This is a genomic window from Planotetraspora sp. GP83 (assembly GCF_041262585.1).
Taxonomy (GTDB): Bacteria; Actinomycetota; Actinomycetes; order Streptosporangiales; family Streptosporangiaceae; genus JAOEGB01.
Map to the genome: position 1 here is coordinate 81,263 of NZ_JBGCBZ010000021.1, position 25,444 is coordinate 106,706.

23 protein-coding genes and 1 pseudogene are annotated in these 25,444 nt (G+C 70.5%); 15 read left to right on the forward strand and 9 right to left on the reverse strand.

The window, feature by feature from the left end; genetic code table 11:
- Positions 1–41: 41 nt before the first annotated feature.
- The 3 genes from ABH927_RS26405 to ABH927_RS26415 form a co-directional block, all read right to left on the reverse strand.
- The gene (locus ABH927_RS26405) at positions 42–983 is read right to left on the reverse strand and encodes a TIGR04500 family putative peptide maturation system protein (RefSeq protein ID WP_370025919.1); all 942 of its coding nucleotides are present in this window, start codon (positions 981–983) and stop codon (positions 42–44) included.
- Between the two features lie 138 nt (positions 984–1,121).
- Positions 1,122–2,108 carry an MvdC/MvdD family ATP grasp protein gene (locus ABH927_RS26410; protein WP_370025829.1) on the reverse strand — a complete coding sequence of 329 codons (987 nt, stop codon included), beginning with the start codon at positions 2,106–2,108 and terminating at the stop codon, positions 1,122–1,124.
- A 194-nt stretch (positions 2,109–2,302) separates the two neighbouring features.
- Entirely contained in the window at positions 2,303–2,452 is a 150-nt protein-coding gene (locus ABH927_RS26415; protein WP_370025831.1) for a hypothetical protein, read from the reverse strand.
- Between the two features lie 123 nt (positions 2,453–2,575).
- Here ABH927_RS26415 and ABH927_RS26420 point away from each other — a divergent pair, with 123 nt between their 5' ends.
- Positions 2,576–2,956, forward strand: coding sequence for a thiol-disulfide oxidoreductase DCC family protein (locus tag ABH927_RS26420; protein WP_370025833.1), 381 nt, complete (start codon positions 2,576–2,578; stop codon positions 2,954–2,956).
- On the opposite strand, the pseudogene ABH927_RS26425 reads toward ABH927_RS26420, so the two are convergent.
- Positions 2,864–3,328 (reverse strand): annotated as a pseudogene (locus ABH927_RS26425) (HTTM domain-containing protein); the annotation flags it as partial. The gene ABH927_RS26420 and the pseudogene ABH927_RS26425 sit on opposite strands and share 93 nt — an antisense overlap.
- A 26-nt stretch (positions 3,329–3,354) precedes the next feature.
- Here ABH927_RS26425 and ABH927_RS26430 point away from each other — a divergent pair.
- Entirely contained in the window at positions 3,355–3,723 is a 369-nt protein-coding gene (locus ABH927_RS26430; protein ID WP_370025835.1) for a hypothetical protein, read from the forward strand.
- A 237-nt stretch (positions 3,724–3,960) separates the two neighbouring features.
- Positions 3,961–4,713 (forward strand): sulfite exporter TauE/SafE family protein, encoded by a 753-nt coding sequence (locus ABH927_RS26435; RefSeq protein WP_370025837.1) that lies wholly within the window; start codon positions 3,961–3,963, stop codon positions 4,711–4,713.
- A 4-nt stretch (positions 4,714–4,717) separates the two neighbouring features.
- Here ABH927_RS26435 and ABH927_RS26440 read toward each other — a convergent pair whose 3' ends face one another.
- Complete coding sequence (locus ABH927_RS26440) at positions 4,718–4,885, reverse strand: hypothetical protein (RefSeq protein ID WP_370025839.1); 168 nt, start codon at positions 4,883–4,885, stop codon at positions 4,718–4,720.
- A gap of 26 nt (positions 4,886–4,911) precedes the next feature.
- On the opposite strand from ABH927_RS26440, the gene ABH927_RS26445 reads away from it, so the two are divergent.
- The 11 genes from ABH927_RS26445 (at position 4,912) to ABH927_RS26495 (ending at position 17,308) form a co-directional block, all read left to right on the forward strand.
- On the forward strand, positions 4,912–5,607 hold the full coding sequence (locus ABH927_RS26445) for a hypothetical protein (protein WP_370025921.1): 696 nt from the start codon (positions 4,912–4,914) through the stop codon (positions 5,605–5,607).
- An 87-nt stretch (positions 5,608–5,694) separates the two neighbouring features.
- Complete coding sequence (locus ABH927_RS26450; protein WP_370025841.1) at positions 5,695–5,919, forward strand: hypothetical protein; 225 nt, start codon at positions 5,695–5,697, stop codon at positions 5,917–5,919.
- A 236-nt stretch (positions 5,920–6,155) separates the two neighbouring features.
- A complete protein-coding gene (locus tag ABH927_RS26455; RefSeq protein WP_370025843.1) occupies positions 6,156–7,799 on the forward strand; it encodes an ABC transporter substrate-binding protein in 1,644 nt (547 codons plus the stop codon).
- Positions 7,796–8,725 (forward strand): ABC transporter permease, encoded by a 930-nt coding sequence (locus ABH927_RS26460; RefSeq protein WP_370025845.1) that lies wholly within the window; start codon positions 7,796–7,798, stop codon positions 8,723–8,725. The genes ABH927_RS26455 and ABH927_RS26460 overlap by 4 nt, the downstream gene beginning before the upstream one ends.
- Complete coding sequence (locus ABH927_RS26465) at positions 8,722–9,567, forward strand: ABC transporter permease (protein ID WP_370025847.1); 846 nt, start codon at positions 8,722–8,724, stop codon at positions 9,565–9,567. The genes ABH927_RS26460 and ABH927_RS26465 overlap by 4 nt, the downstream gene beginning before the upstream one ends.
- On the forward strand, positions 9,564–11,243 hold the full coding sequence (locus ABH927_RS26470; protein WP_370025849.1) for a dipeptide ABC transporter ATP-binding protein: 1,680 nt from the start codon (positions 9,564–9,566) through the stop codon (positions 11,241–11,243). The genes ABH927_RS26465 and ABH927_RS26470 overlap by 4 nt, the downstream gene beginning before the upstream one ends.
- Positions 11,240–12,571 (forward strand): NtaA/DmoA family FMN-dependent monooxygenase, encoded by a 1,332-nt coding sequence (locus ABH927_RS26475; protein WP_370025851.1) that lies wholly within the window; start codon positions 11,240–11,242, stop codon positions 12,569–12,571. Before ABH927_RS26470 ends, ABH927_RS26475 begins: the two co-directional genes overlap by 4 nt.
- A gap of 26 nt (positions 12,572–12,597) precedes the next feature.
- On the forward strand, positions 12,598–13,866 hold the full coding sequence (locus ABH927_RS26480) for an LLM class flavin-dependent oxidoreductase (protein WP_370025853.1): 1,269 nt from the start codon (positions 12,598–12,600) through the stop codon (positions 13,864–13,866).
- Entirely contained in the window at positions 13,863–14,900 is a 1,038-nt protein-coding gene (locus tag ABH927_RS26485) for an LLM class flavin-dependent oxidoreductase (protein WP_370025855.1), read from the forward strand. Before ABH927_RS26480 ends, ABH927_RS26485 begins: the two co-directional genes overlap by 4 nt.
- Entirely contained in the window at positions 14,897–16,030 is a 1,134-nt protein-coding gene (locus tag ABH927_RS26490) for an LLM class flavin-dependent oxidoreductase (protein WP_370025857.1), read from the forward strand. The genes ABH927_RS26485 and ABH927_RS26490 overlap by 4 nt, the downstream gene beginning before the upstream one ends.
- 207 nt (positions 16,031–16,237) lie before the next feature.
- On the forward strand, positions 16,238–17,308 hold the full coding sequence (locus tag ABH927_RS26495) for a lactonase family protein (protein WP_370025859.1): 1,071 nt from the start codon (positions 16,238–16,240) through the stop codon (positions 17,306–17,308).
- 198 nt (positions 17,309–17,506) lie between these two features.
- Here the strand turns inward: ABH927_RS26495 and ABH927_RS26500 are convergent, their stop codons facing one another.
- On the reverse strand, positions 17,507–18,325 hold the full coding sequence (locus tag ABH927_RS26500; RefSeq protein WP_370025861.1) for a DUF4253 domain-containing protein: 819 nt from the start codon (positions 18,323–18,325) through the stop codon (positions 17,507–17,509).
- Between the two features lie 220 nt (positions 18,326–18,545).
- On the opposite strand from ABH927_RS26500, the gene ABH927_RS26505 reads away from it, so the two are divergent.
- Positions 18,546–19,412 carry an alpha/beta fold hydrolase gene (locus tag ABH927_RS26505; protein WP_370025863.1) on the forward strand — a complete coding sequence of 289 codons (867 nt, stop codon included), beginning with the start codon at positions 18,546–18,548 and terminating at the stop codon, positions 19,410–19,412.
- Here ABH927_RS26505 and fxsT read toward each other — a convergent pair whose 3' ends face one another.
- The 3 genes from fxsT to ABH927_RS26520 are packed head-to-tail and all read right to left on the reverse strand — an operon-like array spanning position 19,413 to position 25,440.
- Positions 19,413–23,318 (reverse strand): FxSxx-COOH system tetratricopeptide repeat protein, encoded by a 3,906-nt coding sequence (gene fxsT / locus ABH927_RS26510; protein ID WP_370025865.1) that lies wholly within the window; start codon positions 23,316–23,318, stop codon positions 19,413–19,415.
- Positions 23,311–24,552 carry a TIR-like protein FxsC gene (locus tag ABH927_RS26515; RefSeq protein ID WP_370025867.1) on the reverse strand — a complete coding sequence of 414 codons (1,242 nt, stop codon included), beginning with the start codon at positions 24,550–24,552 and terminating at the stop codon, positions 23,311–23,313. The genes fxsT and ABH927_RS26515 overlap by 8 nt, the downstream gene beginning before the upstream one ends.
- Before the next feature lie 27 nt (positions 24,553–24,579).
- The gene (locus ABH927_RS26520; protein ID WP_370025869.1) at positions 24,580–25,440 is read right to left on the reverse strand and encodes an aminoglycoside N(3)-acetyltransferase; all 861 of its coding nucleotides are present in this window, start codon (positions 25,438–25,440) and stop codon (positions 24,580–24,582) included.
- Positions 25,441–25,444: the final 4 nt, after the last annotated feature.

Here is a 25,444-nt window from a genome sequence, read left to right on the forward strand (position 1 = left end):
ATGTCCGGGACTCCGTGTATGATCACGCCGGGGTGGGGGTGTCAGGCTTTGAGCTGGGCGGTGAGCTCGTCCGTGCGTGCCGTGCTGCCCCAGAACCACTCCACGTGGGCCTCCCGGCGCCGGTCCCGCAGCCAGGAGTCGAAGAGGCGCCGCTCGACGACCTTCCTGGTGATCTCGTCCAGAGCCGCGGGCTCCACGGCCAGCACACAGGTCACGGCGGAGCCCCCGTCGTCCAGCCTGTGCGGCCCGAGGACCGCGCCCGCCCGCGCGTCCCCGGCCTGCTCGCCGTGGAGGGCGACGAGGTCCTCCCTGTGGTTGCCCTCCATCCGGCAGGTGGCCAGGCCGCCCAGCATGGCCTCCGTGGCCAGGACGATCGGCTCCTCCCCGTCGCGGAGGCGGGCCGCCGCGCTCCCGGCCTCGGCGGCGTCGCCGTAGCGGAGCCGTACGACCCGGAGGCGGTCGAAGGCGTCACGGTGCTCGGCGAAGTAGTCCTCGGCCCGCCCGGCCGTGACCCGGGCCCGCAGCGACGCCACCGCCGCCTCGGCGGCGACGACCTCCTCCAGCCGGGCGTGGCCGATCCCGCGTTCGGCCATCCACGCCTGGGTCGCCCGTGTGGTGAGCAGACCACGGGCCCGGCGGAAGGCGTCCATCGCGCGCTGCAGCTCCTCGTCGGCCGGATCGGCCCGCGCCGCGGCGACGGCCTCCTCCACCAGGCAGGCGTTGACCAGGCGGATCGCCAGCCCCGCGTCCCACAGCGCGTCCAGCAGGGAGACGGCCTGCTCGATGAGCACGTCCGTGCCGTTGACCCGGAGAACGAGCTGCTCGCCCGACCGCTGACCGCCGCGCAGAGGCCAGGGGATCGCGCGGTCAGGGGCGAAGGCCAGAGACACGGTGCCACCGGGGGAGGGGAGGAGCAGGTCGTAGTGGTAGTCGCCGGTGGCGGCCTCGCGCTGCCACACCAGCCGCATGCCGACCCCCGGGATGGGCCGCGCGCAGTCCGTCGAGCCGCTTACGCGCCTCGTCCGGCGTCGTTCCGTCCAGCTCGCGCAGCCACCGCAGCGCGTCGCCGAGGACGCCGTCCGTCACGGCGCCGGTGGCCGCTTCCGTCACGCTGGTCATGATCAGGATCCTTCCAGGAGGAGGTCGCAGATGGCCTGGCTGATCGGCAGGCCGGTCAGCTCCTCGATCCAGAGCCACTGGCCGTTGGGATTGACCTCCAGGAAGACGTACTCGCCCGCCGGAGTGAGGATCAGGTCGAAGGCGCCGTACAGCAGGCCGAGGCGGTCCGCCATGGCCAGGCACCGCCGGGCGACGTCGCCGGGAAGCCGGTGCACCCGGTGGGGTGTGACGTCCGTGTTGTACCGTCGCCAGTCCAGACGCGACCGGTTGGCCGCCTGCGAGTGGATCTCGGCGGCGAAGACCCGCCGGCCGACGACGGTGACGCGCAGCTCCACCCGTTTGGGGACGTACTCCTGCACGATGACCGGGCAGAACCGCAGGGCGTCCGCGTAGGCCACGTCGCGAGGCGAAACCGGCTCGCAGAACCGGGAGATCGTGCCCCCGCCTCGGAGGTTCTCGACCCACGGCGCGCCGAACGGCTTGGTGACGATCCGGCCGTCGTGGCGGTCGTGGAAGTCCCACAGCGCCTCGGCCCGCGTCGCGATCAGCGTCTCCGGGATCGCGAAGCCGAGCTCGGCCGCCAGGAGCAGCTGCGACGACTTGCGCCCGGCCCGCCGGAACACTGACTCCGCCGCGGGCACCTTGCGGCACGGCAGGTGCTCCCAGAGGTCGGAGATCAGAGCCTGGCTCTCCCGCGCGGCGTGCTCCGCGACCGCGGGGTCGGTCAGCTCCGGGTGGGCGGCAGGCGGAAGCGGACGGCGCCACCACAGGGCGGTCAGCGAGCCGAGGTCGACCGTGCCGGTCTCGGCGCGGAGCAGACGGCGGACGGGCTCGCCGCGGGGGTACGTCAGCTCGACGTGCGCCTTCGCCGGATAGTGCCGGTGGTCGAACACCGTGACGCGCGCGCCGCGCGCGGTGAGCAGGCCGCCGACCCGCTCGGCGTGCGAGTCTCCGTCGCCGGTCAGGACGAGAACGTGCGGTGCGGACACGGGTTTCCCCCTGTGCGGCCTCTACGTGGCCTGGGTCTGGCCGGTGTACGGCCTCTGTGCGGGTGGGCTTTCCCCCTCACCCTGCGAGGCCCCGCTTGGATCTCGCTTGCGACCGGTTGGAGAACGGCCGAGCCCCGCCGAAAGACGAGACGGGGACGCCGGAACGGCGCCCCCGTGTGATGCGGCCGGTTTCGTCAGTCGGCGCAGCAGACGCCCGGCGGGTCGATGTAGGTCCCCATGGAGACCTCGACCCGCTGGCCGCCGTGAATGCCGAGCAGCGCGCTCTCGTCGAGTTCGGCGCCCACGGCGGACAGCTCGCCGAGTTCGGTTCTCGTGGTGCTCATTTCCATCCCCTTTTCGCAGGAAGGCCGGTCGGCGTCATCGTTCAGCGATCGTCTTGTGAATGGCTTGTACATGGCTGGATCTTCGCCTCCGCGCCACGCCGCCGGCCGCGCTAGTTTGGGGGCATGAAAACCCTGGTTTTCGACGGCGACTGCGGGTTCTGCACGACATGTGTGAACTTCGTCGAGCGCCGGATGCGGACTCGCGCGCGGATCACCCCATGGCAGTTCGCCGACCTGGCCGGGCTGGGCACGACGGCCGAGAGGGCGCGGTACGAACTGCTCTGGGTCGAGGGCCACGACGGGGCCACCAGGGTGTACGGCGGGGCGCAGGCGGTGGCCAGGCTGCTCATCGACGCCGGGCTGCCGTGGAGCCTTCTGGGCTGGATCGTCCGGATGCCCCCGTTCCGGTGGCTAGCCCACGGTCTCTACCGCCTCGTCGCCGACAACCGCGAGCGGCTGCCCGGCGGCACCCCCGCCTGCGGGATCAGGCGCTCGGCGGCGTAGCCGTTCCAGCGGCAGGAAGGCCGTCAGGCAGATCACGTGCGGCAGGAAGTGGATCGTGATCACGGCCCAGGTCGTCAGGTGGAACCCGAGGAAGAACGCCACGCCCGCGTAGAGCCGCCGGCCGCGCAGGAACAGCAGGACCGGTGACGCCACCTCGGCCAGCAGGATGCCCCATTGGGCGAACCACAGCAGCCCCGGAACGCTCGCGAAGAACCCGCCGAGGAAGGTGCCGCGGCGGCTGACGGCCCACTGGAAGGTCGCCCCGTTGGGCCACCCCCACCCGCCCCAGCGGATCTTGGCGTACGCGGACAGGAAGTACGTGGCGACCACCGCGACCTGGACGCAGCGCACCGCCCACCCCGCGGCCTGTCCCTGAGCTTGATGACTTTGATCATCACATGGAGCGCGGTGATCCGGGGCTCGGCGGGGCGGAGCCTGGCGTGCGCGTCCGCGAGTTCCTGGAGCAGCGAGGGCTGCCTCGCGTAGCGCCCGAGCTGGCCCTCCAGTTCGGCTCTGCGGATGCCGACGTATTCGGGCTCGATCGGTATTTCGACCCGGTTGCCCGCAGCGGTGTCCGCTTCGAGGAAGACGGATTTGATCTCTCCATCGGGCGGGATGCTGAACGCGTACTGCACCATGGGCCCGAAGGAAAACAGGTCATCGGTGCCCGCGACGGTGCCATAGCCGAGCGCGGCCAGAACCACTCCTGTGACGGCAAGACGCCATGCCTTCGCGTTTCGGGAAAGAGTCTCCTCACCCCCGCGTGAGCTCATGGGTCAGCAACGTGGCACGCTTAAACCTGAATGATCACTATAAATGTGGACACATTAGTGGAACCCCCGCAAAGTCATTTTTATCGGTGCCGCACTAAAGCCCTGAGAAGGCCACAGATAAGGCTCAAATGGGCGGAATCGGAATTCGCCCTGGCGGGCCTCCATGACCTCTGCGAACGTACGGCGCACCCGCCCTCGGAAGGCGGGAACCGGTGTGGTTGGGTCGGTGCTGTGATCGCCGACGTGCTGGGGCTGGCCGGGGTGGGCGTGCTGGCCGGGGTGGTGAGCACGGTCGTGAGCCTGGCGTCGATCGTCTCGTATCCGGCGCTGCTGGCGTTCGGGCTGCCGCCGCTGAGCGCGAACGTCACCAACACCGTCGCGCTGCTGTTCACCGGCATGGGCGCGGCCGCCGGGTCGAGGCCCGAGCTGGCCGGACAGGGCAGGCTGCTGCTCCGGCTCGGCTGGGTCACCGCGCTGGGCGGCGCGGCGGGCGCGGGCCTGCTGCTCGTGACGCCGTCACGGACCTTCGAGCTGATCGCGCCCTGGCTCATCGCCGCCGCGTCGCTGCTCCTGCTCCGCCCGCCGCGGCCCGGCCATGCGAGCCTGGGAGGCCGGGAGGGCTGGACGTTGCGCGCGGCGCTGTTCGGCGTCGCCGTCTATCTCGGATATTTCGGGGCGGCGGGCGGCATCATCATGTTCGCGGTGCTCGCCTCGGCGCTCGACCAGCACCCCGCCAGGGTCAACGCCGTCAAGAACGTCGTCTCCGCGCTGGCGAACGGCGTGGCCGCCGCCGGGTTCGCGCTCTTCGGGCCGGTGCAGTGGTCGGCCGCGGCGCCGCTCGCGGCGGGGTTCCTCGTGGGCGGCTGGCTGGGCCCGGCGCTCGCCCGCCGGCTTCCCGGGCAGACGCTCCGGATCGCCGCCGCCGTCTGCGGCCTGGCCGTCGCGGTCAAGCTCGGGTTCGACGCCTACCGGGCCACCCCCTGACCGGTCAGGGGGTGGGCGCCGAGGTGGCTTCGGCGTGCCGGGCGCGGAGGCGCTCCCGGATCTCCTCCGGGGTGTACGCCCGGCGCCTGCGCTCCGCGCGGGCGATCACCACGCCGGTCGCCGCGACCCCCGCGAAGGCCGCCAGACCGAGAATCTTCCACCACCGCCGCATGTGCTTAGGCTACTGGTGTGCCTGGCATACGGATAAGTCTCGACAAAGCCATCGACCTCACCCGGACCGGCGACGTGTGGGTGTTCCGGGGGCGCACGGTGCCCGACCGGGCCATCCAGGTCACCACGAACAGCCCCGTCAACCACGTGGGCATGGCGGTCGTCATCGAGGACCTGCCTCCGCTGATGTGGCACGCCGAGCTGGGCCGTTCGCTGCCCGACCTGTGGTCGGACACGCACCAGCGCGGCGTCCAGCTTCACGACCTGCGCGACGCGGTCCGCGTCTGGGCCACCAAGTACGGCCAGCGGGCCTGGCTGCGCCAGCTCGAACCTCCCGCGGGCCGGGACATGGAGGACGCCGTCCTGCGCACGATCGCCCGCCTCGACGGCACGCCGTTCCCATCGACGGCCCGGCTCGCCGGCCGTTGGCTGCGCGGGCGGCTGCCCAACCTCAAGGAGTTCCTCAACCTCAGACGGAGCGACACCGCTCTGGAGACGGCCTACTGCGCGGAGGTCGTCGCCGTCACCTATGAGGCCATGGGGCTGCTGCCGGGGGGGCGCCGCCCGAACTGGTACGACCCGGGCAGGTTCTGGAGCGGGGACAACCTCTCCCTGACCGGCGGGGCGCGGCTCGGCGGGGAGATCGCCGTGGACATCCCTGGGGACATCCCTGGCGACATCCCTGGCGACATCCCGGGGAACGTCCCGCCGGTCACACCCTAGGGACGATTTCACGACGACCGTCAACCTGGCACGGCGGCGGCGCGTCAGACTACGCACCGTTCGTACAGACGTGGAGGGCAGGGGCCTATGCCTACTCCTGAGATCCGCCGCGAAGGTCTCGCTGATCTCAATGAACGCGAATGTCAGGCGCGCCGGGCGCTCGACGCGATACGACGTCAAGGCCCGGAGGCGGTGCAGGAGGAGACGCTCCGGATGAAGGCCGAGCTGGTCCGGCTGTACGGCTGGGAGGGGTACGAGCGCGTCATGGCCAAGATGGAGAGCGACCTGGCCCGGCTGCGCGACCCGCGCTGAACACGGCTGCCGGGAGCCTTCGGCTGATTCCGCACCCTCGGGGTGCATGATCACGAATGACGTATGGCCAGGTCCGTAGCCATACATGGGAACCCTGCATGATCACGCCCGGCGTCGGCGCACGTCAACGCGGGTCCGCCGGAACCTATGCATGATCACCATTACATAAATATCGTTGACATCCAATCCTTCTATTCCTACTGTACGAGTAGGTTTTAAAGGAAAGGGCGCTTAACGTGCACCAGAGAACTCTCGCCGGTCTGATCGTTCCCGTAGTCGCTCTGCTCGCGCTGACCGCCTGCGGGGGCGCCCCCGCCGTGCGGAAGGATCCGGGCGGCGCCCCCACCAGGGGCGGGAAGCTGACCTTCGCGGTCAACGCCGAGCCCACCTGCCTCGACCCCCACCAGAGCCCGCAGGACGTGACGGGCCTGTTCACCCGCCCCGCGCTCGACTCGCTCGTCTCCCTCGACACCGAGGGGAACATCCACCCGTGGCTGGCGACCTCCTGGAAGGTCTCGCCCGACCAGAAGAGCTACACCTTCACGCTGCGCAAGGGTGTGAAGTTCAGCGACGGCACCGCGTTCGACGCCGCGGCCGTGAAGGCCAACCTCGACCACATCGTCAGCCCGGCGACCAAGTCGCAGCTCGCCGCGGGGTTCATCACGCCCTACACCGGCACGGATGTGGTGGACCAGTACACCGCCAAGGTCAACTTCTCCAAGCCCCACTCGCCGTTCCTCGCGGCGCTCGCCACGGCGTACTTCGGCATCGAGTCGCCCCAGTCGCTCAAGCAGCCACAGGACACGCTCTGCGGGAAGGTCGTCGGCTCGGGGCCGTTCGTCATCGACGCGTGGACGCCCAAGCAGGGCATCACCTACCACCGCAACCCCGGCTACAACTGGGCGCCGGAGAACGCCAAGCACCAGGGCGAGGCCTACCTCGACAACCTCGAGATGAAGGTCATCACGGAGAACGCCGTCCGGCTGGGCGCGCTCACCAGTGGCCAGGTCGACGCCATCGCCAGCGTCCCGCCGATCAGCGTGAAGCAGGTCAAGGCCAGCCCGGCGCTGACGGTCGAGACGCGCCAGGCTCCCGGCGGCAACTACAACTACTACCCGAACACTGCCTCCGGCGTGTTCACGGACAAGCGCGTACGGCAGGCGTTCCGCGACGGGATCGACTTCGCCACCATCGTGAACAAGCTCTACTTCGGGACCTACCAGCCCGCCTCCAGCCCGGTGTCACCCAGCACGGCCGGCTACGACAAGGGCACCGAGACCCAGTGGAAGTACGACCCGGCCGAGGCCGCGCGGCTGCTCGACGAGGCCGGCTGGACCGCCCGGGACTCGGAGGGCTACCGCACCAAGGACGGCAAGCGGCTGACCGTGCGGTGGCCGTTCTTCAAGGCCACCGTCCGGGAGGGCCGCGACACGCTGACCGACCAGGTGCAGGCCGAGGCGAAGAAGCTCGGGATCGACGTGGCCATCACCAACCCGCCCAGCATCGGCGAGTTCGTCACGACGTTCATCAAGGGCGACTACGACCTCGTCGACTTCAGCTGGCAGCGGGCCGACGGCGACGCCCTGCGGAACCTGTTCGCCATCGACAGCATCTCCACGCCCACCGTGTTCGGCCAGAACGCCGCCCGCTACTCCGACAAGGAGGTCGACGGCTGGCTGAACGACGCGCTGGCCACCACCGACAACGCCAAGCGCGCCGAGCTCTACGCCAAGGTGCAGCACAAGGTGACCGACGAGGCCGTGGTCTTCCCCGTCTACATCTTCAACTACGTGCTGGGAGCCTCGAAGAAGACGCACGGCATCGGATGGGAGCCCCAGGCGTACCCCACCTTCTACGACGCGTGGGTCGTCCAGGGATGACGGCACGCGCATCGGTGGCCGGCCGCCGGGTCGCCGTCCGGCTGGCCACCTCGCTCCTCGTCCTCTGGGGGGCGGTGACCGCCGCGTTCGTCGCGCTGCATCTCACCCCCGGCGACGTCGTGGACGTGCTGATCGGCAACTCGACCGTCACCCCCGAGGTGCGGGCGGCGATCATCTCCGAATACGGGCTCGACCGGCCGCTGTCCGTCCAGTACGTGACCTACCTGGGCCGGGTCGTCCGCGGCGACCTGGGCCGGTCCTACCAGCTGCACCAGCCGGTCGCCGAGGCGATCGGCTCGCAGATCGGCGCGTCGGTCCAGCTCACGGTCACCGCGTTCGCGCTGGCGGCGGTCGTGGCGGTGACGGTCGCCGTGCTGACCGCGAAGCGTTCGCGCTGGATCCGGGGCCTGTTCTCGGGAGTGGAGCTCGTCGGAGTCTCCATCCCGTCCTTCTGGGGCGGCATCCTGCTCCTGACGTTCTTCTCGTTCACGCTGGGGCTGTTCCCCGTCACCGGCGGCCTCGCGCTTCCGGCGGTCGCCCTCGCCGTCCCCGTCACCGCCGTGCTGACCCAGGTGCTCAGGGAGGGGCTCGAGCTCACGCTGGACGAGCCGTTCATCCTGACGGCCCGCTCCCGCGGCATGGCCGACCTCGCCGTGCGCGTACGGCACGCCCTGCGGCACGCGCTGCTGCCGACCGTGACGCTCGCGGGCTGGTTCGTCGGCGTGCTGTTCGGCGGGGCGGTCATCGTCGAGGAGGTCTTCTCCCGCGAGGGCATCGGACGGCTGACGCTGACGGCGGTCACCTCCAAGGACCTGCCCGTGGTGATGGGCGTGGTGCTCGTCTCCGCGACCGTCTACGTCGTCGTCAACATCCTGATCGACGTGTTCTACCTGGTCATCGACCCCAGGCTGCGAGGCGCCCGATGACGGTCCCCCTCCTGACGTCCCCCCGGACGGGCCGCCGGATCCCGCGCGCCGGGGTGTGGGCGGCGACGCTCTTCATCGCCGTGGTCGCCGTCGTGGCGCTGGCGCCCGGCCTCGTCGTCCACGGCTCGCCGAACGACGCCGACGCCCTCGCCGCGCTCCAGCCTCCGGGAGGCGCCCACCTGCTCGGCACCGACGCCAACGGGCGCGACGTGTTCGCCCGCGTGGTGTTCGGCGCGCGGCCGTCCCTGCTCGCCGGGCTGGGCGCCACCGCGCTCGCGGTCGCCGTGGGCACCGTGCTCGGCCTGCTCGCCGCCCTCGGCGGGCGGCTGCTGGACGAGATCACCATGCGGTTCGTCGACGTGCTGCTCGCGCTGCCCGGCCTGCTGCTGGCGCTCCTCGTCATCACCGTCGTCGGGCGCGGCACGTTCAACGCCATCCTGGCCATCGCGGCGTACACACTGCCGAGCTACGCCCGGCTGGTCCGCGCCCAGACGCTGGTCATCCGGCGCTCCGGCTACGTCGAGGCGGCGACCTCGCTCGGGCTCACGCCGGGACGGATCATCCTGCGGCACGTCCTGCCGAACGCGTTCGCGCCGCTGCTCGTGGTGGCCACGATCGAGGTCGGCACGGCGCTCGTCGCCGCGGCGTCGCTGAGCTTCCTCGGCCTCGGCCCCCAGCCGCCCGCGCCCGAATGGGGATCGATGCTCTCCCAGGGGCGCGACTACTTCTCGATCGCCTGGTGGATGGCCGTCTTCCCCGGCCTGGCGATCACGCTCACCGTGCTCTCCGTGACGGTCGCCGGCCGGCACCTGCAGCGCCGCGTGGAAGGGAGGCTCACGTGACCGGCCCGATCTCCCTCGCCCCCATCTCCGAAGACCCCATCGTGGAGGTCGCCGACCTGCGCGTGTCTTTCGGCGAGGTGCGGGCCGTCCGCGGCGTCTCTCTCGCCGTGCATCCGGGGGAGTGCGTCGCCATCGTCGGCGAGTCGGGCTCGGGCAAGAGTGTCACCGCCCGGACCCTCATCGGGCTCACCGGGGACGGCGCCGCCGTACGGGCCGGGTCGCTCACCGTGGCGGGGCAGGACGCCAGTCGGTACGGCGAGCGGCAGTGGCGCGCGGTCCGCGGAACGCAGGTCGGCTACGTCCTGCAGGACGCGCTGGTCTCCCTCGACCCCCTGCGGCCCGTCGGACGGGAGATCGGCGAGACCCTGCGCCTCCACCGGGCCGCGCCGCGCGGCACGGTCACCGAGCGGGTGGTGGAGCTGCTCCGCGAGGTGGGCGTTCCCGAGCCCGAGCTGCGCGCCGGGCAGTATCCCCACCAGCTCTCCGGCGGCCTGCGCCAGCGCGCGCTGATCGCCTCGGCGATCGCCTGCCACCCGCGGCTCCTGATCGCCGACGAGCCGACCACGGCCCTCGACGTCACCGTGCAGGCGCAGATCCTCCGCCTCCTCGCCGCGCGCAAGCGGTCCGGTACGGCACTGCTCCTGATCAGCCACGACCTGGCCGTCGTCGCCGAGCTGGCGGACCGGGTCCTGGTGATGAAGGAGGGCGTGGTCGTGGAGGAGGGGCCGCCCTCGGAGGTCCTGCGGGCCCCCGCCCACCCGTACACGAGGGCGCTGCTCGCGGCCATCCCGATGGAGCACGCGAAGGGCACCAGGCTGTCCGTGAGCGGGGACGCCGGGAAGATCGCCGGCCCGGCGCCCAGAGATCCCAGGGAGCCGGGGGAGCCGGGGGAGCCGGGGGAGGTGGTGATCCGGGCCCGCGAGCTGGCGAAGGCGTTCGACGGCCGCCCGGCGGTCCGTGGCGTCTCGTTCGAGCTGCGGGCCGGGGAGACCCTCGGGATCGTCGGCGAGTCGGGGTCGGGCAAGACGACCACCGCCCGGCTGGTCCTCGGCCTCCTGACGCCCGACGCCGGCGAGGTCGAGATCGACGGGCGGCCCTGGGCCGGGCTGGCCGCCGCCGAGCGGAGGGAGCTGCGCCGTCACATCCAGGTGATCTATCAGGACCCGCTGAGCTCGTTCGACCCCCGGTTCTCGGTGTGGCGAATCCTCGACGAGGCGCTCGCCGTCGGCGGTGAGCCGCGCTCCCGCCGCCGGGACCGCGCGGTCGAGCTGCTCGAACAGGTCGGCCTCGACGCGACGATCCTGGAGCGCCGCCCGCTCCGCCTGTCGGGAGGCCAGCGGCAGCGGGTGGCGATCGCGAGGGCGCTCGCACCCCGCCCACGTGTGATCGTCTGCGACGAGCCCGTCTCGGCTCTCGACGTGTCGATCCAGGCCCAGGTGCTCGACCTGCTCGCCGACCTCCAGGCCTCGCTCGGCGTGGCCTACCTCTTCATCTCCCACCACCTGGGCGTCATCCACCACGTGAGCGACCGGGTCCTCGTCATGAAGGACGGCCTGGTGGTGGAGTCCGGCGACGTCCGCCGGGTCTTCACCGAGCCCCGGACCGCCTACACGAAGGAGCTCCTGGCCGCCGTGCCGCGGCTGGAGCACGCATACCCGAAGGAGCCGTCCCGATGAGCAGGCCGCGCAAGCAGGTCCACCTCGCCGCGCACTTCCCCGGAGTCAACAACACCACCGTCTGGGCGGACCCCCGCTCCAAGAGCCAGATCGACTTCTCCTCCTTCCGCCACCTCGCCGAGACGGCCGAGCGGGGGAAATTCGACTTCTTCTTCCTCGCCGAGGGGCTGCGCCTGCGCGAGCTGAAGGGCCGCATCCACGACCTCGACGTCGTCGGGCGGCCGGAGTCCATGACCGTCCTCGCGGCCCTGGCCGCCGTCACCGAACGGCTCGGGCTCGCCGGCACGGTCAACGCCATCTTCAACGAGCCGTATGAGCTGGCCAGGCGGCTCGCCACGCTCGACCACCTCAGCGACGGCCGCGCCGCGTGGAACGTCGTGACCACCTCCGACGCCTTCACCGGTGAGAACTTCCGGCGCGGCGGCTTCCTCGACCGCGCCGACCGCTACACCCGGGCCGAGGAGTTCGTACGGCTCGCCCGCGAGCTGTGGGACTCCTGGGACGCCGACGCCCTCCCTCCAGGCGGCGAACAGGACGGCGGCGACCTGTTCGTGAGAACCGAGGGGATCAGGCCCGTGCGTTTCGAAGGCCGCCACTTCAGCACGTCCGGCGTCTTCAACGTGCCGCGGAGCCCGCAGGGCCGGCCCGTCATCATCCAGGCCGGCGACAGCGACGAGGGCCGGGAGTTCGCCGCGAAGACGGCGGACGTCATTTTCAGCCGCCACAGCACGCTCGAATCCGGCAAGGCGTTCTACGCCGACGTCAAGGGAAGGCTCGCCCGATACGGGCGCGAGCCGTACCAGCTGAAGATCTTGCCGGCGGTCACGTTCGCGCTCGGCGACACGGAGGAGGAGGCGGCGGAGAACGCCGCCCGGATCCGGCGGCAGCAGGTGAGCCCGCAGACGGCGATCGCGTTCCTCGAGCAGGTGTGGGGCCGGGACATGTCCGCGTACGACCCCGAGGGGCCGCTGCCGGACGTCGCCCCCGACCTGTCCGACGGGGTGTGGGGAGGCAGGGTGCCGCTCGGTGACCGGGCGGAGCTCGCGGCCAAGTGGCGGGCCCTGGCGGAGGAGAAGAAGCTGTCGATCCGCGAACTCGTCATCGAGGTGACCGGCCGCCAGGCGTTCATCGGGACACCCGAGACGGTGGCCGCGCGGATCGACGAGTTCGTCCAGGCCGACGCGGCCGACGGGTTCATCCTGGCTCCCCACCTGACCCCCGGAGGGCTGGACGACTTCGTCGACCGGGTCGTCCCCCTGCTTCAGGAGCGCGGCGTGTTCCGCACCGAATATGCCGGGACCACGCTCCGCGACCACCTCGGTCTTTAGCCTCGGTCTCTGAGAAAGGGCTTCGCATGCCGGAAAGTTCACCGACGGAGCACGCGCAGGAGAGAGCGCAGGAGCACGCGCGGGAGAAGGCACTGCATATCGCCGTCGCACTCGACGGGGCGGGATGGCATCCAGCCGCCTGGCGCGACCTCCCCGACGCCCGCAAGGAGCTGTTCAAGGCCCGTTACTGGGCCGGCCTCGTGGCCGAGGCGGAGCGCGGCCTGCTCGACTTCGTCACCTTCGAGGACGCGTTCCGGCTCCAGTCCACGCTGATCGACGGGCTGGACGGGCGCGGCGACCAGGTCAGGGGACGGTTCGACGCCGTGCTGCTGGCCGCGAGGCTCGCCCCGCTGACCTCGCGGATCGGGCTCGTGCCGACCGCCGTCACCACCCACACCGAGCCGTTCCACGTGGCCATCGGCATCGCGAGCCTCGACCACGTCAGCGGCGGCCGGGCCGGTTTGCGTCCGCAGGTCTCGGCCCGGAGCACGGACGCCGCCAACATCGGGCGCAGGGACCTCCCGGAGCTGACCCTTGAGGACGTGGCGGACCTGGCCAACCTGCCTCAGCGCGTCGAGGACCTCTTCGACGAGGCCGCCGACGCCGTGGAGGTGGCCCGCCGCCTCTGGGACAGCTGGGAGGACGACGCCGAGATCCGCGACGTGGCGACCGGCCGGTTCATCGACCGGGACAAGCTGCACTACATCGACTTCACCGGGCCGTCGTTCAGCGTGAAGGGCCCGTCGATCACGCCGCGGTCGCCACAGGGGCAGCCCGTGGTCACGGCCCTGGCCCACGACGTCGTGCCGTACCGGCTCGCCGCGCGGGCCGCCGACGTGGTTTTCGTGACTCCGCACGACGCCGCTCACGCGCGGTCGGTGGTCGCCGCGGTACGGGAGGCCGAGGCGTACGTCGGCAGGGAGGGCCGCCCCCTGCAGATCTTCGCCGACCTGGTCGTCTTCCTCGACGCCGAGCCCGGCGCGGCGGCGGCGCGCAAGGCGCGGCTCGACGAGCTCGACGGCGCGGAGCTCTACTCCGACGCGCTGGTGTTCACCGGCACGCCCGAGGAGCTCGCCGACCTGCTCCTGGAGTGGAGGGCGGCCGGGTTCGAGGGCTACCGGCTGCGCCCCGGCGCCCTGCCGTACGACCTGGAGGGCGTCACGCGCGGGCTGGTCCCCGCCCTCCAGAGCCGGGGAGCGTTCCGGAGCGCCTATGAGGCGGACACCCTGAGGGGTCTCCTCGGCCTGCCGCGGCCCGCCAGCCGCTATGCCCCGCCCGAGGTGGTCGCATCGTGAAATTTCTGCTCATCACACTGATCGTCCACAACGAGCGCGTCTCGACGACCGACCGGTTCCGGGAGGTGATCGCGGGCGGTGTTCTCGCCGAGGAGCTCGGCTTCGACGGCTTCGGCGTGGGGGAGCGGCACGAGCGCCCCTTCATCTCGTCGTCGCCCCCGGTGGTGCTGAGCCACGTCGCCGCGCTGACGAAGCGGATCCGCCTGTTCACCGCCGTGACGACACTCAGCCTGCTCGACCCGGTCCGGGCGTTCGAGGACTACTCCACGCTCGACCACCTCTCCGGCGGCCGGCTGGAGCTGATCATCGGGAAGGGGAACGGCGCCGCCCAGGCCCAGCTCTTCCACGTGACCGCCGAGGACCAGTGGGACCGCAACCGCGAGGGATACGAGCTGTTCCGCAGGCTGTGGCGGGAGGACAAGGTCACCTGGGAGGGCAGGTTCCGGCCGTCGCTGGAGAACGCCGAGACCTGGCCGCGGCCCCTCCAGCAGCCGATCCGCGTCTGGCACGGCAGCGCCACCAGCACGGACTCGGTGGACCTGGCCGCCCGGTGGGGAGACCCGCTGTTCTCGGCCAACGTGACCAACCCGATCGAGCCCTACGCCGAGCTGATCGAGTACTACCGCGAGCGGTGGAAGTTCTACGGGCACGACCCCGCGGACGCCCTCGTGGGCGCGGGCACCGCGGGCTACTACGCCGCGAAGACCTCGCAGGAGGCGATCGAGACCTACCGGCCCATCTACGACGCCCGGATCGCCCTGTTCAAGAAGATGGGGCTCGACCCGGTGTTCCCGACGCTCGAGGACGCCATCGAGCGCAGCTCGATCCTGGTCGGGAGCCCCCAGCAGATCATCGACAAGGTGCTCCGCTACCACGAGCGGTTCGGCCACGAGGTCATGCACCTGCACGCCGACGCCGACGGGCTCACAGGCAGTCAGCACCGGACGGCCCTGGAGCTCTTCCAGAGCGACATCGCCCCCGTGCTCCGCCGGGAGATCCCCAGTAGGCCGTTCCCCACTGGAAGGCAGATATGACCACTCCCCGCTCGACGCCCCTCTCGATCCTCGACCTCGCTCCGATCTCGTCCGGCGGCACCGCGGCGGACGCCCTGCGCAACACCATCGACCTCGCCCAGAAGGCCGAGGAGTACGGTTACCACCGCTACTGGCTGGCCGAGCACCACTTCACCCCCGGCGTGGCGAGTTCGGCCCCCACGGTGCTCATCGCCCTGGTCGCGGCGGCGACGAGCCGGATCCGGGTCGGTTCGGGCGCCGTCCAGCTCGGGCACCAGACGGCGCTCGCCGTGGTCGAGCAGTTCGGCACGATCGAGGCCCTCCACCCGGGCCGCATCGATCTCGGCCTCGGCCGATCCGGGCAGCGCCGTGCCGAGATCCTCCAAGAACCGCCCAAGGAGCGCGAGCCGAAGCCCCGCAGGATCGTGAACGGGCTGCTCATCCCCGAGGAGTTCTCCTTCGCCGCGCTCGCCCGATCCCCGATCCTCAAGCTGTACGGCTCGCTGCTCCAGCAGCCGGGCGCCCAGTCTCCGGATTTCGCCGACCAGGTGGACGACATCATCGCCTTCATCAACGGCGCTTACCGGTCGGAGGACGGGATCCAGGCGCACGTCGTGCCCGGAGAGGGCGCGGATCTGGAGCTGTGGATCCTGGGCAGCAGCGGCGGTCAGAGCGCGCAGGTCGCGGGGGAGCGCGGGCTGCCGTTCGCGGCCAACTACCACGTCAGCCCGGCCAACGTGCTCGAAGCCGTCGAGGCCTACCGGGCCGCGTTCAAGCCGTCGGAGACGCTGTCCGCGCCGCACGTGCTCGTCTCGGCCGACGTCGTCGTGGCCGAGGACGACGCGACCGCCCGCGAGCTGGCCTCGCCGTACGCGCTGTGGGTGCGCAGCATCCGCACCGGCGCGGGGGCGATGCCGTTCCCCTCCCCGGAGGAGGCCGCCGCGCACGAGTGGACCGAGGAGGACCGGGTGCTCGTCGCCGACCGGATCGACACCCAGTTCGCCGGGTCGCCCGAGACGGTCGTGGAGAAGCTTCGCGTGCTGCGCGACGTCACCGGCGCCGACGAGCTGCTCGTCACCACGATCACCCACGACCACGCCGACCGCGTCCGGTCGCACCGGCTGCTCGCGGAGGCATGGGCCGGCCAGTAGCCTTCCGGCCACCCCCCTCCCCCCGCCGTGATCATGCAGGGGGTTCGCGCAGGCAGTTAGGAATCCGCCAGGGGCGGACGTGGGCCGGGCGGCGGCTCGCCGATAGCATGCGACGGACCGTCACCGGCCTGCTCGTGATCTCGGGAGTGTCTCGCGGATTTCGCCGGCAGGCGAATGATCCGAGAGACGCGACCGAGGAGAGAGACGATGCCCGGACCCCAGCCCGGCCCAGCGACGCCGGGAAGCCTTGTCATCGGCGGGTACACGGCCGACACGGGCGGATCCGGCACGGGGCTGACGCGCGTGCGCGTCGGCGCCGCCGGGCGGCTGCGCGCGGTCGCGGAGACCGCCGTGTCCGGTCCGTCGTTCGTCACGGCGCACCCCCGCCTCCCGTTGCTCTACGCCGTACTCGAACGGCCCGACGGCGGCGTGGCGGTGTTCGCGGACGCCCCCCACGACGGCGCTGACGACGGCGCTGACGACGGCGATGACGGCGCCGTTGCCGGGGCCGGCCCCCGGCTGCTGGCGGAGCATTCGAGCGGCGGCTCCTACCCCTGCCACCTGGCCGTCGACCCGGGCGGGACGTGGCTGGCCGTGGCCAACTACGGCGACGGCACCCTGGCGGCCTTCCGGCTGGGCGAGGACGGCCTTCCGGAGCCGGACCCGCTGCTGTTCCGCAACGAGGGCCACGGCCCCAACGCCCGCAGGCAGGAGGGCCCGCACGCCCATCAGGCCGTCTTCGGCCCGGACGGCGTGCTGTACGTCACCGACCTCGGCACCGACGAGGTGCGCCGCTTCCTGCCCGGCATGACCCCCCACCCGGACGGGCCCGTACGGCTGGCCCCCGGCACCGGCCCCCGCCACCTCGTGCGCCACCCTGTTACCGGCCACTGGTACGTCGCGGGAGAGCTGGACGGCACGGTCGCCGTGTACGACGACGAGTGGCGGGAGCTGGGCCGCGTGCCCGCCAGCGCCGTCGACGGGCCCAACCAGCCGTCCCACATCGACGTCTCCGCCGACGGGCGTCACGTCTACGTCGGCAACCGCGGCCCGGACACCGTCACGGCGTTCGCCGTGGACGGGGAAGGGCTGACCCCTGTTGCCGAGGTGCCCGGCGGAGGCCGCTGGCCGAGGCACTTCGCCGTGGCGGGCGACCGGATCTACGTCGCCAACGAGCGGTCGGACCGCGTCGCCGTGCTCACCCTGAAGGACGGCGTCCCGGAGCCGTCCACCGAGGGCGTCGACGTCGGCAGCCCCTCCTGCGTGCTCATCAGATGACCGGCTGCCCCTCAGCGGCAGCCGCACCGATCCGCGAGCGCGACGTGCGGAGGCGCCCCCGATCGCCATCCCGATCGCCATCCTTCACGGCGGCAGGCAGCGCTATGTCGGCCTCCGGCGAGACGAGCTGGACGGCCGCTTTCCCGGCCTCCTGACCGCTGTGCTCGGCCAGAGGGATAGCCCCCAGGAGGGGTCATTTCAGTCCCACCAGAACGACCAGGCGTTCTGCCCGGCGAGTTGCTCGGCGTAGTCGGCCAGCGTGCCCGGCCCCTGCAGGACGCTGTCGGGGCAGAACGTCCAGTGCTCGGCGGCGACCCGCAGCGCGTGGGCGGGGGTGACGGGAGGCGCGGCGATGCTCAGGTCGAGCGTGTTGAACCCCATGCCGACCACCCGCGCGCCGAATCTGTCCTCCCAGCTCCGGACGACGGCGGCCAGCGGCACGGTCCATTCGTTGTGGTGCAGCGCGCCCTGCCAGCCGATGGCGACCAGCGCGTCGGCCCCCCGGCCCACCGCCGCCAGCCCGAGCGGGGTCCTGCGCTCGGCCACGACACCGGCGTACCAGTCCGCCACCACGTCGGGGTCGGCGACCGGCGTGCCGGGCTCGGCCAGACCGGGACATTCGGCTCCGAAGGGAGCGAGCTCCGCCTCGCGGTCCATCAGGTCCGCCCACGCCTCCGCCATGAACCCCGCCGCGGTGAAGTAGTCGATCTCTGCCACGGAGTCCGGCGCGATCTGACCGGCCGACCAGGGCTGCACACCGTCCTCCAGCAGGACCGGCCACAGGCCCGACCGGTGGTGCTCCCTCCGCAGGCGGCGCCACAGCTCGGCGGGCACCGGCGCGTCGCTGAGCCAGAACGACGGCCGGTGGTAGGTCCGCAGCTTGTCGTACTCGGGATCCGGCCACACGAGGGACCCGGTGGGGAGGCCGACTTCGAGCGCCCGCCCGTCGCCGCCGTCACCCCCGCCGAACAGCAACTCCAGGCCCGGCGGAAGCTCCCAACGCTCGTGAACCGACATGCGCCAATAATGTCGGACCTGATGCCGGATCGTCCGCCCAGGTCGATCACCGGCTCGCCTAGAGCGGTTCAGTGACCATTCATCCTGAGCTACGCACAGCCGCACGCACGCGTCGCGAACAGGCTGTTCGCCACTGGACACTGAGGGCTAAACAGGCATGGACATCGGAGCGATTCGGAGGAACCCTCAGGTAGTAGGGAGTAGTCACGGGGAGAGTGTTTTGACCGACGTTCTGGTCGCACCTGACGGAAGAAGGCTCGCCGTACAACAGCAGGGAGAACCGGACGGTCACCCGGTGTTCCTGCTCCATGGCACCCCCGGAAGCCGCGTCGGGCCGTCGCCCAGGCCGACGGTGCTGTACCGGCTCGGCATCCGCCTGATCAGTTTCGACCGCCCCGGATACGGGCTGTCGGACCGGTTGCCGGGCAGGTCGGTGGCCGATGTCGCCGCCGACGTGGCGGCCATCGCGGACGCGCTGGGCATCGCGAGGTTCGCGGTCGTCGGGAGATCCGGGGGCGCGCCGCACGCGCTCGCGTGCGCCGCCCTGCTGCCGGAGCGGTCGACCCGGGTCGCGGCGCTCGTCGGCCTCGCCCCGCGCGGAGCCGAAGGGCTCGACTGGTTCGACGGGATGGCTCATTCCAACGTCGTCGAGTACACCATGGCGCTCGCGGGCCACCGGGCGGTGGCGAAGCGGCTTGCGACGGCGGCGGCTCAGATTCGCGCGGACCCGGCGAGCAAGGTGGTCGGGCTCTCCCAGCAGGTCCCGGAGTCGGACCGGCGTGTTGTCACCGACCACGGCATCCGCCGGATGCTGGTGCGCAACTTCGCCGAGGGGCTGCGCGACTCGATCGACGGCTGGGTCGACGACGTCCTGGCGTTCTGCGGCGGATGGGGATTCGACCCAGCCGTCATCGAAGTGCCGACATTGGTCTGGCACGGGGAGAACGATGTGTTCTCCCCCGTCGGGCATGCCCGCTGGCTGGGCGAACGGATTCCCGCTGCCACGGTCAAGATCCAGCACGGCGTCGCCCACTTCGGGGCGATCGGTGTCCTCCCCGAGGTGCTTCTGTGGCTCGTCCGTGAGTGATCAGGTCGGCTGAGGCTCGAGATCGCGGTTCAGCCGGCGCCACGCTGCCGCCGCCGTCACGTTGGGGTGATTCTCCCCGAGAACCACCTTCATGACGTTCACGGTCGTCTCGAGCAGCCGTTCCGCTTCCTCTTCGTCCCCGGCCGCCCGGAGGCTGATCGCCAGGTTCGCCTGGCAGGCGAGGCTGTCGGGGTGTTCGGGCCCGAGCGTCTCGTGCAGGCCCTCCAGCGCCCGCCTCTCCAGCGCCTGCGCCTCCTCGAGCCGTCCCAGGTCCGCCGCGCAGTTGGCCACGTTGACCATGCAGGACAACGTGAAGGGATGGCTGTCGCGCAGGCAGCTTCGGAACGCGGACAGCGTCGCCGTGCCGAGCTCGTACGCCTCCGCGAGTGCTCCGGTGCCGCGAAGATACGTCATCAGGTTGTTGGCGGCGGCGAGCGTGAAGGGGTGGTGCTCGCCCAGGGTCGTACGGTAGAGGCTCGTGATCTCGGCGGCCAGGTCCCGCGCGCCGGCCTTGTCCTCCAGCGCGGACAGGCAACTGGCGAGCTCCAGCGTCGCGGCCGTCGCGTCCGGAGACGAGGGATAGAGCTGCTGGTAGCGGTCGTGAGTCTGCTGGGCCGTCAGCCAGGCGTCGTGCTGCTCACCCGCCTTGCGGAGCGACACCGCGAGGCTCTTGGCGGTGCGGAGGGTGTCGAGAAAGTTGTCGCCGAGGCTCTCGCGATAGCGCTCCATCGTCGCGCGCAGGAGCTCCACCGAGCTGTGGAACTGTCCCGCCTCACGCATGTCCCGGGCGAGGTTGGCCGAGGAGAAGAGCGTGTACGGATGGATCGGGCCGATGACCGTGAGCCGCCGGCTGAGCGTGTCCTGGTCGAGGTCGAGGGCGCTGTAGCAGTCGCCGACGAGGCGATAGGAGACCGCGAGGTTGTTGGCGGACGCCAGCGTGCGCGGGTTGTCCTCGCCGTAGAGCTCCCTCCATCGCTGGTAGGTCTCCTTGTCCATCTCCAGCGCCCGGTCGAACTCGCCGAGCGCCCGGAGGTCGGCGGCCAGCCCACCGGTCGTCATGAGCGTGTGCGGATGGCTGTCGCCCAGCATCTCCCGCTGCCGGCTCCACACCCATTCGTCGAGGTCCCTCGCTTCCTGGTAGCTCCCCTGGGAGCGGAGGACGTTGGCGATGTTGAAGAGGAGATGCAGCCGCTGCCGCTCGTTCTGGCCGAACTCGCCTTCCCAGAAGTCGGCCAGTCGCTGGCCGAGCTGCAGGGCGCTGCTGAACTCGCCGCGTTTCCATAGGTAGCGGACACGCTCGGTGAGCAGCTGCCGGGTCTCCTCCTCCACGCATCGTTCGGCGTCCGACGGAAGCAGGTGAGGCCAGATCAGGTCGTAGACCGGCCAGTTCTCCGGGTCGTCCACCTCTCCCTGCCGGGGGCGGGCGCCCACCAGGATGTGGTGCACCTCGTGGGTCGTGGATTCGATCTCGTCGAACGTCATCTGGCTTCTGATGACGGCCTGGACCAGGCGGTGCACCTGGATGGTGTTGCTGCCAGGGTCGATCTTCGCGAGCGCGAACTTGCTGATCTCCCGGATCAGCCGGCCGAGCATGAGCTTCTCTCCGCGCAGCGAGCTGTCATGGGGCAGCAGGGAACGCATCATCTCGTCGCTGTACAGCAACGACATGGAGATGGGATCGGGCGCGAAGAAGGCGCACAGCTGCAACATCCGCACGGCCGCGGGGGAGTGCTCCTTCAGCTGGCTGAGTGAGATGTTCCACGTCGCCGCCACCGGGCTGGGATAGCCCGGCGGCGGGTTGGTGGAGAGAATCTCGCTCGTCTGGGTCTCCAGCTGTTCGATGTAGGTCGCCGCCGACATGCCGGTCTCCCCGAGCCAGGCCGCCGCCTGCTCGACAGCGAGCGGCAGATAGCCGAGCGCCTCGGCCACCCGCAGAGCGTCCTCCGGCTTCAGAGTCGGCACTCGGCGCAGCAGGTGCTCCAGGCTCTCCTCACGGCTGAACACGTCGACCTCGAGCGGGGCCGCCACCATCGACCATGACTGGTTTCTCGACGTGACGATCACGTGGCCGGGCCCTCCTGGAAGGAAGCCGCGCACCTCCTCGGGATCGCCGGCGTTGTCGAAGATCAGCAGCCAGCGTGAGTACGGCTCGCCGCGCCGCAGCGCCTCGCGGGCCGCCTCCGCGGCTTCGAGAATGCTGTCGCCCACCCGGATCCCGAGCCGTCCGGCCAGCTCGGCGAGCGCCGGGTTGATCAGCTCCGGCTGCTCGGCGGAGATCCACCACACCAGGTCGTAGTCGGCCATGAAGCGATGGGCGTACTCCAGGGCGATCTGGGTCTTGCCCACGCCGCCCAGGCCGTACAACGCCTGAGGAAGGACCACCGCCTGGCTCCCGCCGACGAGCTGGTCCCGTAAGGATTCGAGCGCGGCCCCCCGCCCCGTGAAGGCGGCGTTGCGCGCCTGGACGTTCCATATGGGCGGCGCGGTTCCTGGGAATCGCGCTCCCATGGGTGAGGGACCCGACGGGTAGTCGGCGCCCTCTCTTCCCACCGCGCGCAGGATCGCCTCGGTCGCCTGCTCCGCGTTCAGCCGTACCAGGTCGACCGGCGGAACGTCGCTGAAAGGAGGGGTGAGCCGCACTTCGGACACCCGGATGGTGGTGACCATGCGGCTGTCCCCCATCGGGTCCATGGCCGAGAGCCGCTCCAGCGCCTCCCCTCCCTGCACCGCTCGGGTATACGCGGCGGACAGGACGACCATCACGCGGCTCGGCCCCTGGCCGGGGTCACCCGGCGGCGAGGCGCCGATGGCCTGGGGGATCACCCGGCACCCCGCACGCTCCAGAACCGCGCCGATCCAGTCGGCCCACATGCGGTCCTCCGGCGCGTAGCTCAGCAGGATGTCCGTGGGCTGCAGCGGCTGGCGGCGGGTGAACATCTCCAGCCATCTGGTCCGTACGGTCTCGTCCAGGGGCGGGAACGAGGCCACCTTTCCTTGGGTGACGGCGCCCGTAAGGCGCTCGTAGGCCGCGAGCAGGGAGGTGGGGGAGCCGGGGCCGTCGCCGAACGTGGCCAGCGTCTCCTCGAACGCGTAGAACCGCTTGTAGGGGATCTCGACCGAGCCCCAGTACTGCTTGAGCCCTTCCGCCGTCAGTCCCTTGGGGAAGCGGTCGAACCTGCTGCGGGCGAGCAGCCGTCCCGCGTCGAGCTTCTCCTTCTCCCCGTCGTCGATCCGCATGGGGACCGGCAGGATTCTGATGTTGCGCTCACGGTAACGATCGTCGATGTACCGTGCGACCTTCGCGGCGCCCTCGATGCTCTGGTCGCTCATCGTGAAACAGTCGACGAGGATGTCGGGCATCTGGATCGTGCAGATGTCGGCGATGTCGCTCAGGCCGGTACGGCTGTCGATGAGGGTGTAGTCGTAATTCCTCTTCATGTCCGCGCGGAGGGCGTCGAGGAATCTGCCACCGCCCAGCCGCTCGTAGAAGTTGTCCCAGTCGAACGTCGACACCAGCGACGAGTAGTCGCGGTTCTGCTGCCCGGCGGACACGAAGTCGAGCGTGCCGCCGTCGGGAAACTCCCAGTCGAGTGACACCGCGTGCGGAACGACCCGTGCGTAGGGGACATGCCAGTCCGCACTACGTTCCGTGGGTCTGACGGCCGCCCACATGTAGTTGCTGATGATGTCGATCACGCCTGGCGTCGCGCTGAAAACGCTGCTGTCGAGGAACGGATGGAAGAACTTGTGCAACCCCGGCGACTCCAGGTCCCAGTCCACGACCAGGACTCGCAGACCGTTGCTGGCGAGCACCCATGCCGTGTTGGCCAGTGCCATGGTGCGCCCGGTTCCCCCCTTGTAGGAGTAGAACGTGACGATCTGGCCTTCGTCTTGGACGTCAGTCATCTGGGTCCTCCGGCTGCATCAGCCTCGGTCTTCTGGTCGGCTCGCCCTCCGGCGGATAGGCCGGGGCCGTCTTGAACAGGTGGTTCGCCGCCCTCCCCAGAGCGTCGGACAGGGCCCCGCGGAAGGCGGTGACCGAAGTCACGTCCGGGCCGGGTTCTGACAGGTTGTTGTGCAGGGCGGAGTTGACAGAGCGCTGGAGCCTCGGACGGTCCTTCACGGTCTGCTCGTCCTCGTGATTCCACGGCACGATGACGCTCACGGACTGGCGGTTTCGCCGGTCGAAGGCCCGGAGCGTCCTGTGGCAGTCCGGCCCGGTGGTGGCCCAGGGGTCGACCAGCATGACCGACGGTTCGCCGGGGCGCTCCGGGGAGGTCAGGAGCCGGGCGTGGTCGTCGAGTGAGCCCACCTCCGGCAGGAAGCCATGCGCCGTCGCGATCTCTTCCGCGTGGGACACGAGCGGGCGGGTGTTGCTTCCCCGCCGGAAGGGGTTCCACTCCTCAGGAGTGAGGCCGTAGTAGTAGGGGTTGCGGTCGGCGGGCAGGTGCGTCAGATCCGGAGCCACCACGGTCACCCGGAGCGGGCGTTGCGGGGAGTAATCGTCGAACGCGCTGCGGAGGTCGGCGTATTTCGGCGGCGGTTCCATGGATCCCACGTGTGTCCGCTGGGCGACTTCGACGATCCGCTTCGCCAGCCCCATCGTGGCTCTCTGGTAATGCGACCGCATGGCTGAGATCTTGACGAGCCCATAGAAGCCTTCGTCGCGATATCGGGATCCCAGGACGTCATGCGTGAACTGGATGGACTGCGCCACCGCCGGCAGGCGCTCAGGGGGTATGGGGCTCCACAGGGCGGGGACGATGGCCTCGGGAAGATGCCCTTCCGGCCCGGTGTGGTTGTTCACGCGCTGCTGGAATGCGGCCCACTCCTTGCCGCATTGATCGCTTTCGAAGTAGCGGGGAGAGTAGAGCGGAACGAATACCTTGCACGTCGCCAAGGCGTCGGCCAGCCTGTCCGGCCAATGGTGACCCGAACGCAGGTCCACGTCCATGAATCCGGCCTGCCCTTGTGGCAGGTTCGTCATGTTGATGATGTGGTCGCACAGATCTTCGAAAAGCTTCACGACCCATCTGTTCGGGTCGGTCCTGCTATTCGGGTCGTGCGTGGGGATGTGCGCGTAGCTCAGGAAGAAATAGGGACCCTGTGCGGGTGACCTGGGAGCCGGTTGTAGTGGCATCCGCCTCCTTTCTCCCGGAGTTATTCACTATGGGAACGCAGCGTAAGTCAAGTCAGTGCCCGAATGGGAGGATATGTACGGATGACGGTGCTTCGCCAGCCAGCGGGCGGCGAATTTGACGGCGGCCCTCACCGGGAACATCCGGCTCTCCGCTTTTCCGACCCAGCCGAGGTCGACGGCTCCTTGCTTTTCGAAAGCGTCGCCGAGCTCCGGGAAGTCGTGGTCGGTCAGGTGCACATCCTCGTACTGCCACCATTGCGGTCCGTGGCCGAAATTCACGACGCAGCGATAAATCCGCCGCGGAGGCGTCTTGGGGCAGCGATACTCCCCGAGGTGGAATGCCGTGCACCGGTCGTAGCCCACGCCCAGCAGCAGGACTCTCGCTTTCACCTTGTACAGCCGGGCCAGCGGAGACTTCTCCCCGAGGTGGCACTCGGGGGCGTGATCGGCCATGAGGACCGCCGCTCGTGGTCCGACAGCGGCGAAGGACGTCTGCGGATGAGCGCTGCGCACCGCTCCGTCGGTGGTCCGCACGTATTCGGCGATTGTCCCCATGCCTGTCGACGGGGTTCTCAGGGGATCGAATGCGGGCATGCGCCTGCGGAACAGGGCGACCTCGGCTTCGGTCATTCCCCGGATCGCCTTCAGGTGCTCTGGGGAGGTCTCGGAGTTGTCCGCCGTATGCACCGGCACCACGAGAGTGCCGTTCGGGCCCAGCACATCGCGAAGAGCGGCGACCACAGTGGCGGCGCCCCCCTTTACGCCCCCTCTTACGCCGCCGATGGCGCTGAGAGAGGCATGCAGCAGCAGTGTCTGGCCCTTGCGGACACCCAGCGTGCGCAGGTCACGCGCGAGCTCGGAGGCGGCGTAAGGGGCGGTGAACTCCACAGGC

Bases quoted from the DNA above. Each gene is read 5' to 3' on its own strand.
- ABH927_RS26415 (WP_370025831.1), bottom strand. From the start codon at position 2,452: ATGAGCACCACGAGAACCGAACTCGGCGAGCTGTCCGCCGTGGGCGCC.
- ABH927_RS26420 (WP_370025833.1), top strand. From the start codon at position 2,576: ATGAAAACCCTGGTTTTCGACGGCGACTGCGGGTTCTGCACGACATGT.
- ABH927_RS26430 (WP_370025835.1), top strand. From the start codon at position 3,355: ATGGAGCGCGGTGATCCGGGGCTCGGCGGGGCGGAGCCTGGCGTGCGC.
- ABH927_RS26440 (WP_370025839.1), bottom strand. From the start codon at position 4,885: ATGCGGCGGTGGTGGAAGATTCTCGGTCTGGCGGCCTTCGCGGGGGTC.
- ABH927_RS26450 (WP_370025841.1), top strand. From the start codon at position 5,695: ATGCCTACTCCTGAGATCCGCCGCGAAGGTCTCGCTGATCTCAATGAA.
- ABH927_RS26460 (WP_370025845.1), top strand. From the start codon at position 7,796: ATGACGGCACGCGCATCGGTGGCCGGCCGCCGGGTCGCCGTCCGGCTG.
- ABH927_RS26465 (WP_370025847.1), top strand. From the start codon at position 8,722: ATGACGGTCCCCCTCCTGACGTCCCCCCGGACGGGCCGCCGGATCCCG.
- ABH927_RS26475 (WP_370025851.1), top strand. From the start codon at position 11,240: ATGAGCAGGCCGCGCAAGCAGGTCCACCTCGCCGCGCACTTCCCCGGA.
- ABH927_RS26480 (WP_370025853.1), top strand. From the start codon at position 12,598: ATGCCGGAAAGTTCACCGACGGAGCACGCGCAGGAGAGAGCGCAGGAG.
- ABH927_RS26490 (WP_370025857.1), top strand. From the start codon at position 14,897: ATGACCACTCCCCGCTCGACGCCCCTCTCGATCCTCGACCTCGCTCCG.
- ABH927_RS26495 (WP_370025859.1), top strand. From the start codon at position 16,238: ATGCCCGGACCCCAGCCCGGCCCAGCGACGCCGGGAAGCCTTGTCATC.
- ABH927_RS26500 (WP_370025861.1), bottom strand. From the start codon at position 18,325: ATGTCGGTTCACGAGCGTTGGGAGCTTCCGCCGGGCCTGGAGTTGCTG.
- fxsT (WP_370025865.1), bottom strand. From the start codon at position 23,318: ATGACTGACGTCCAAGACGAAGGCCAGATCGTCACGTTCTACTCCTAC.
- ABH927_RS26515 (WP_370025867.1), bottom strand. From the start codon at position 24,552: ATGCCACTACAACCGGCTCCCAGGTCACCCGCACAGGGTCCCTATTTC.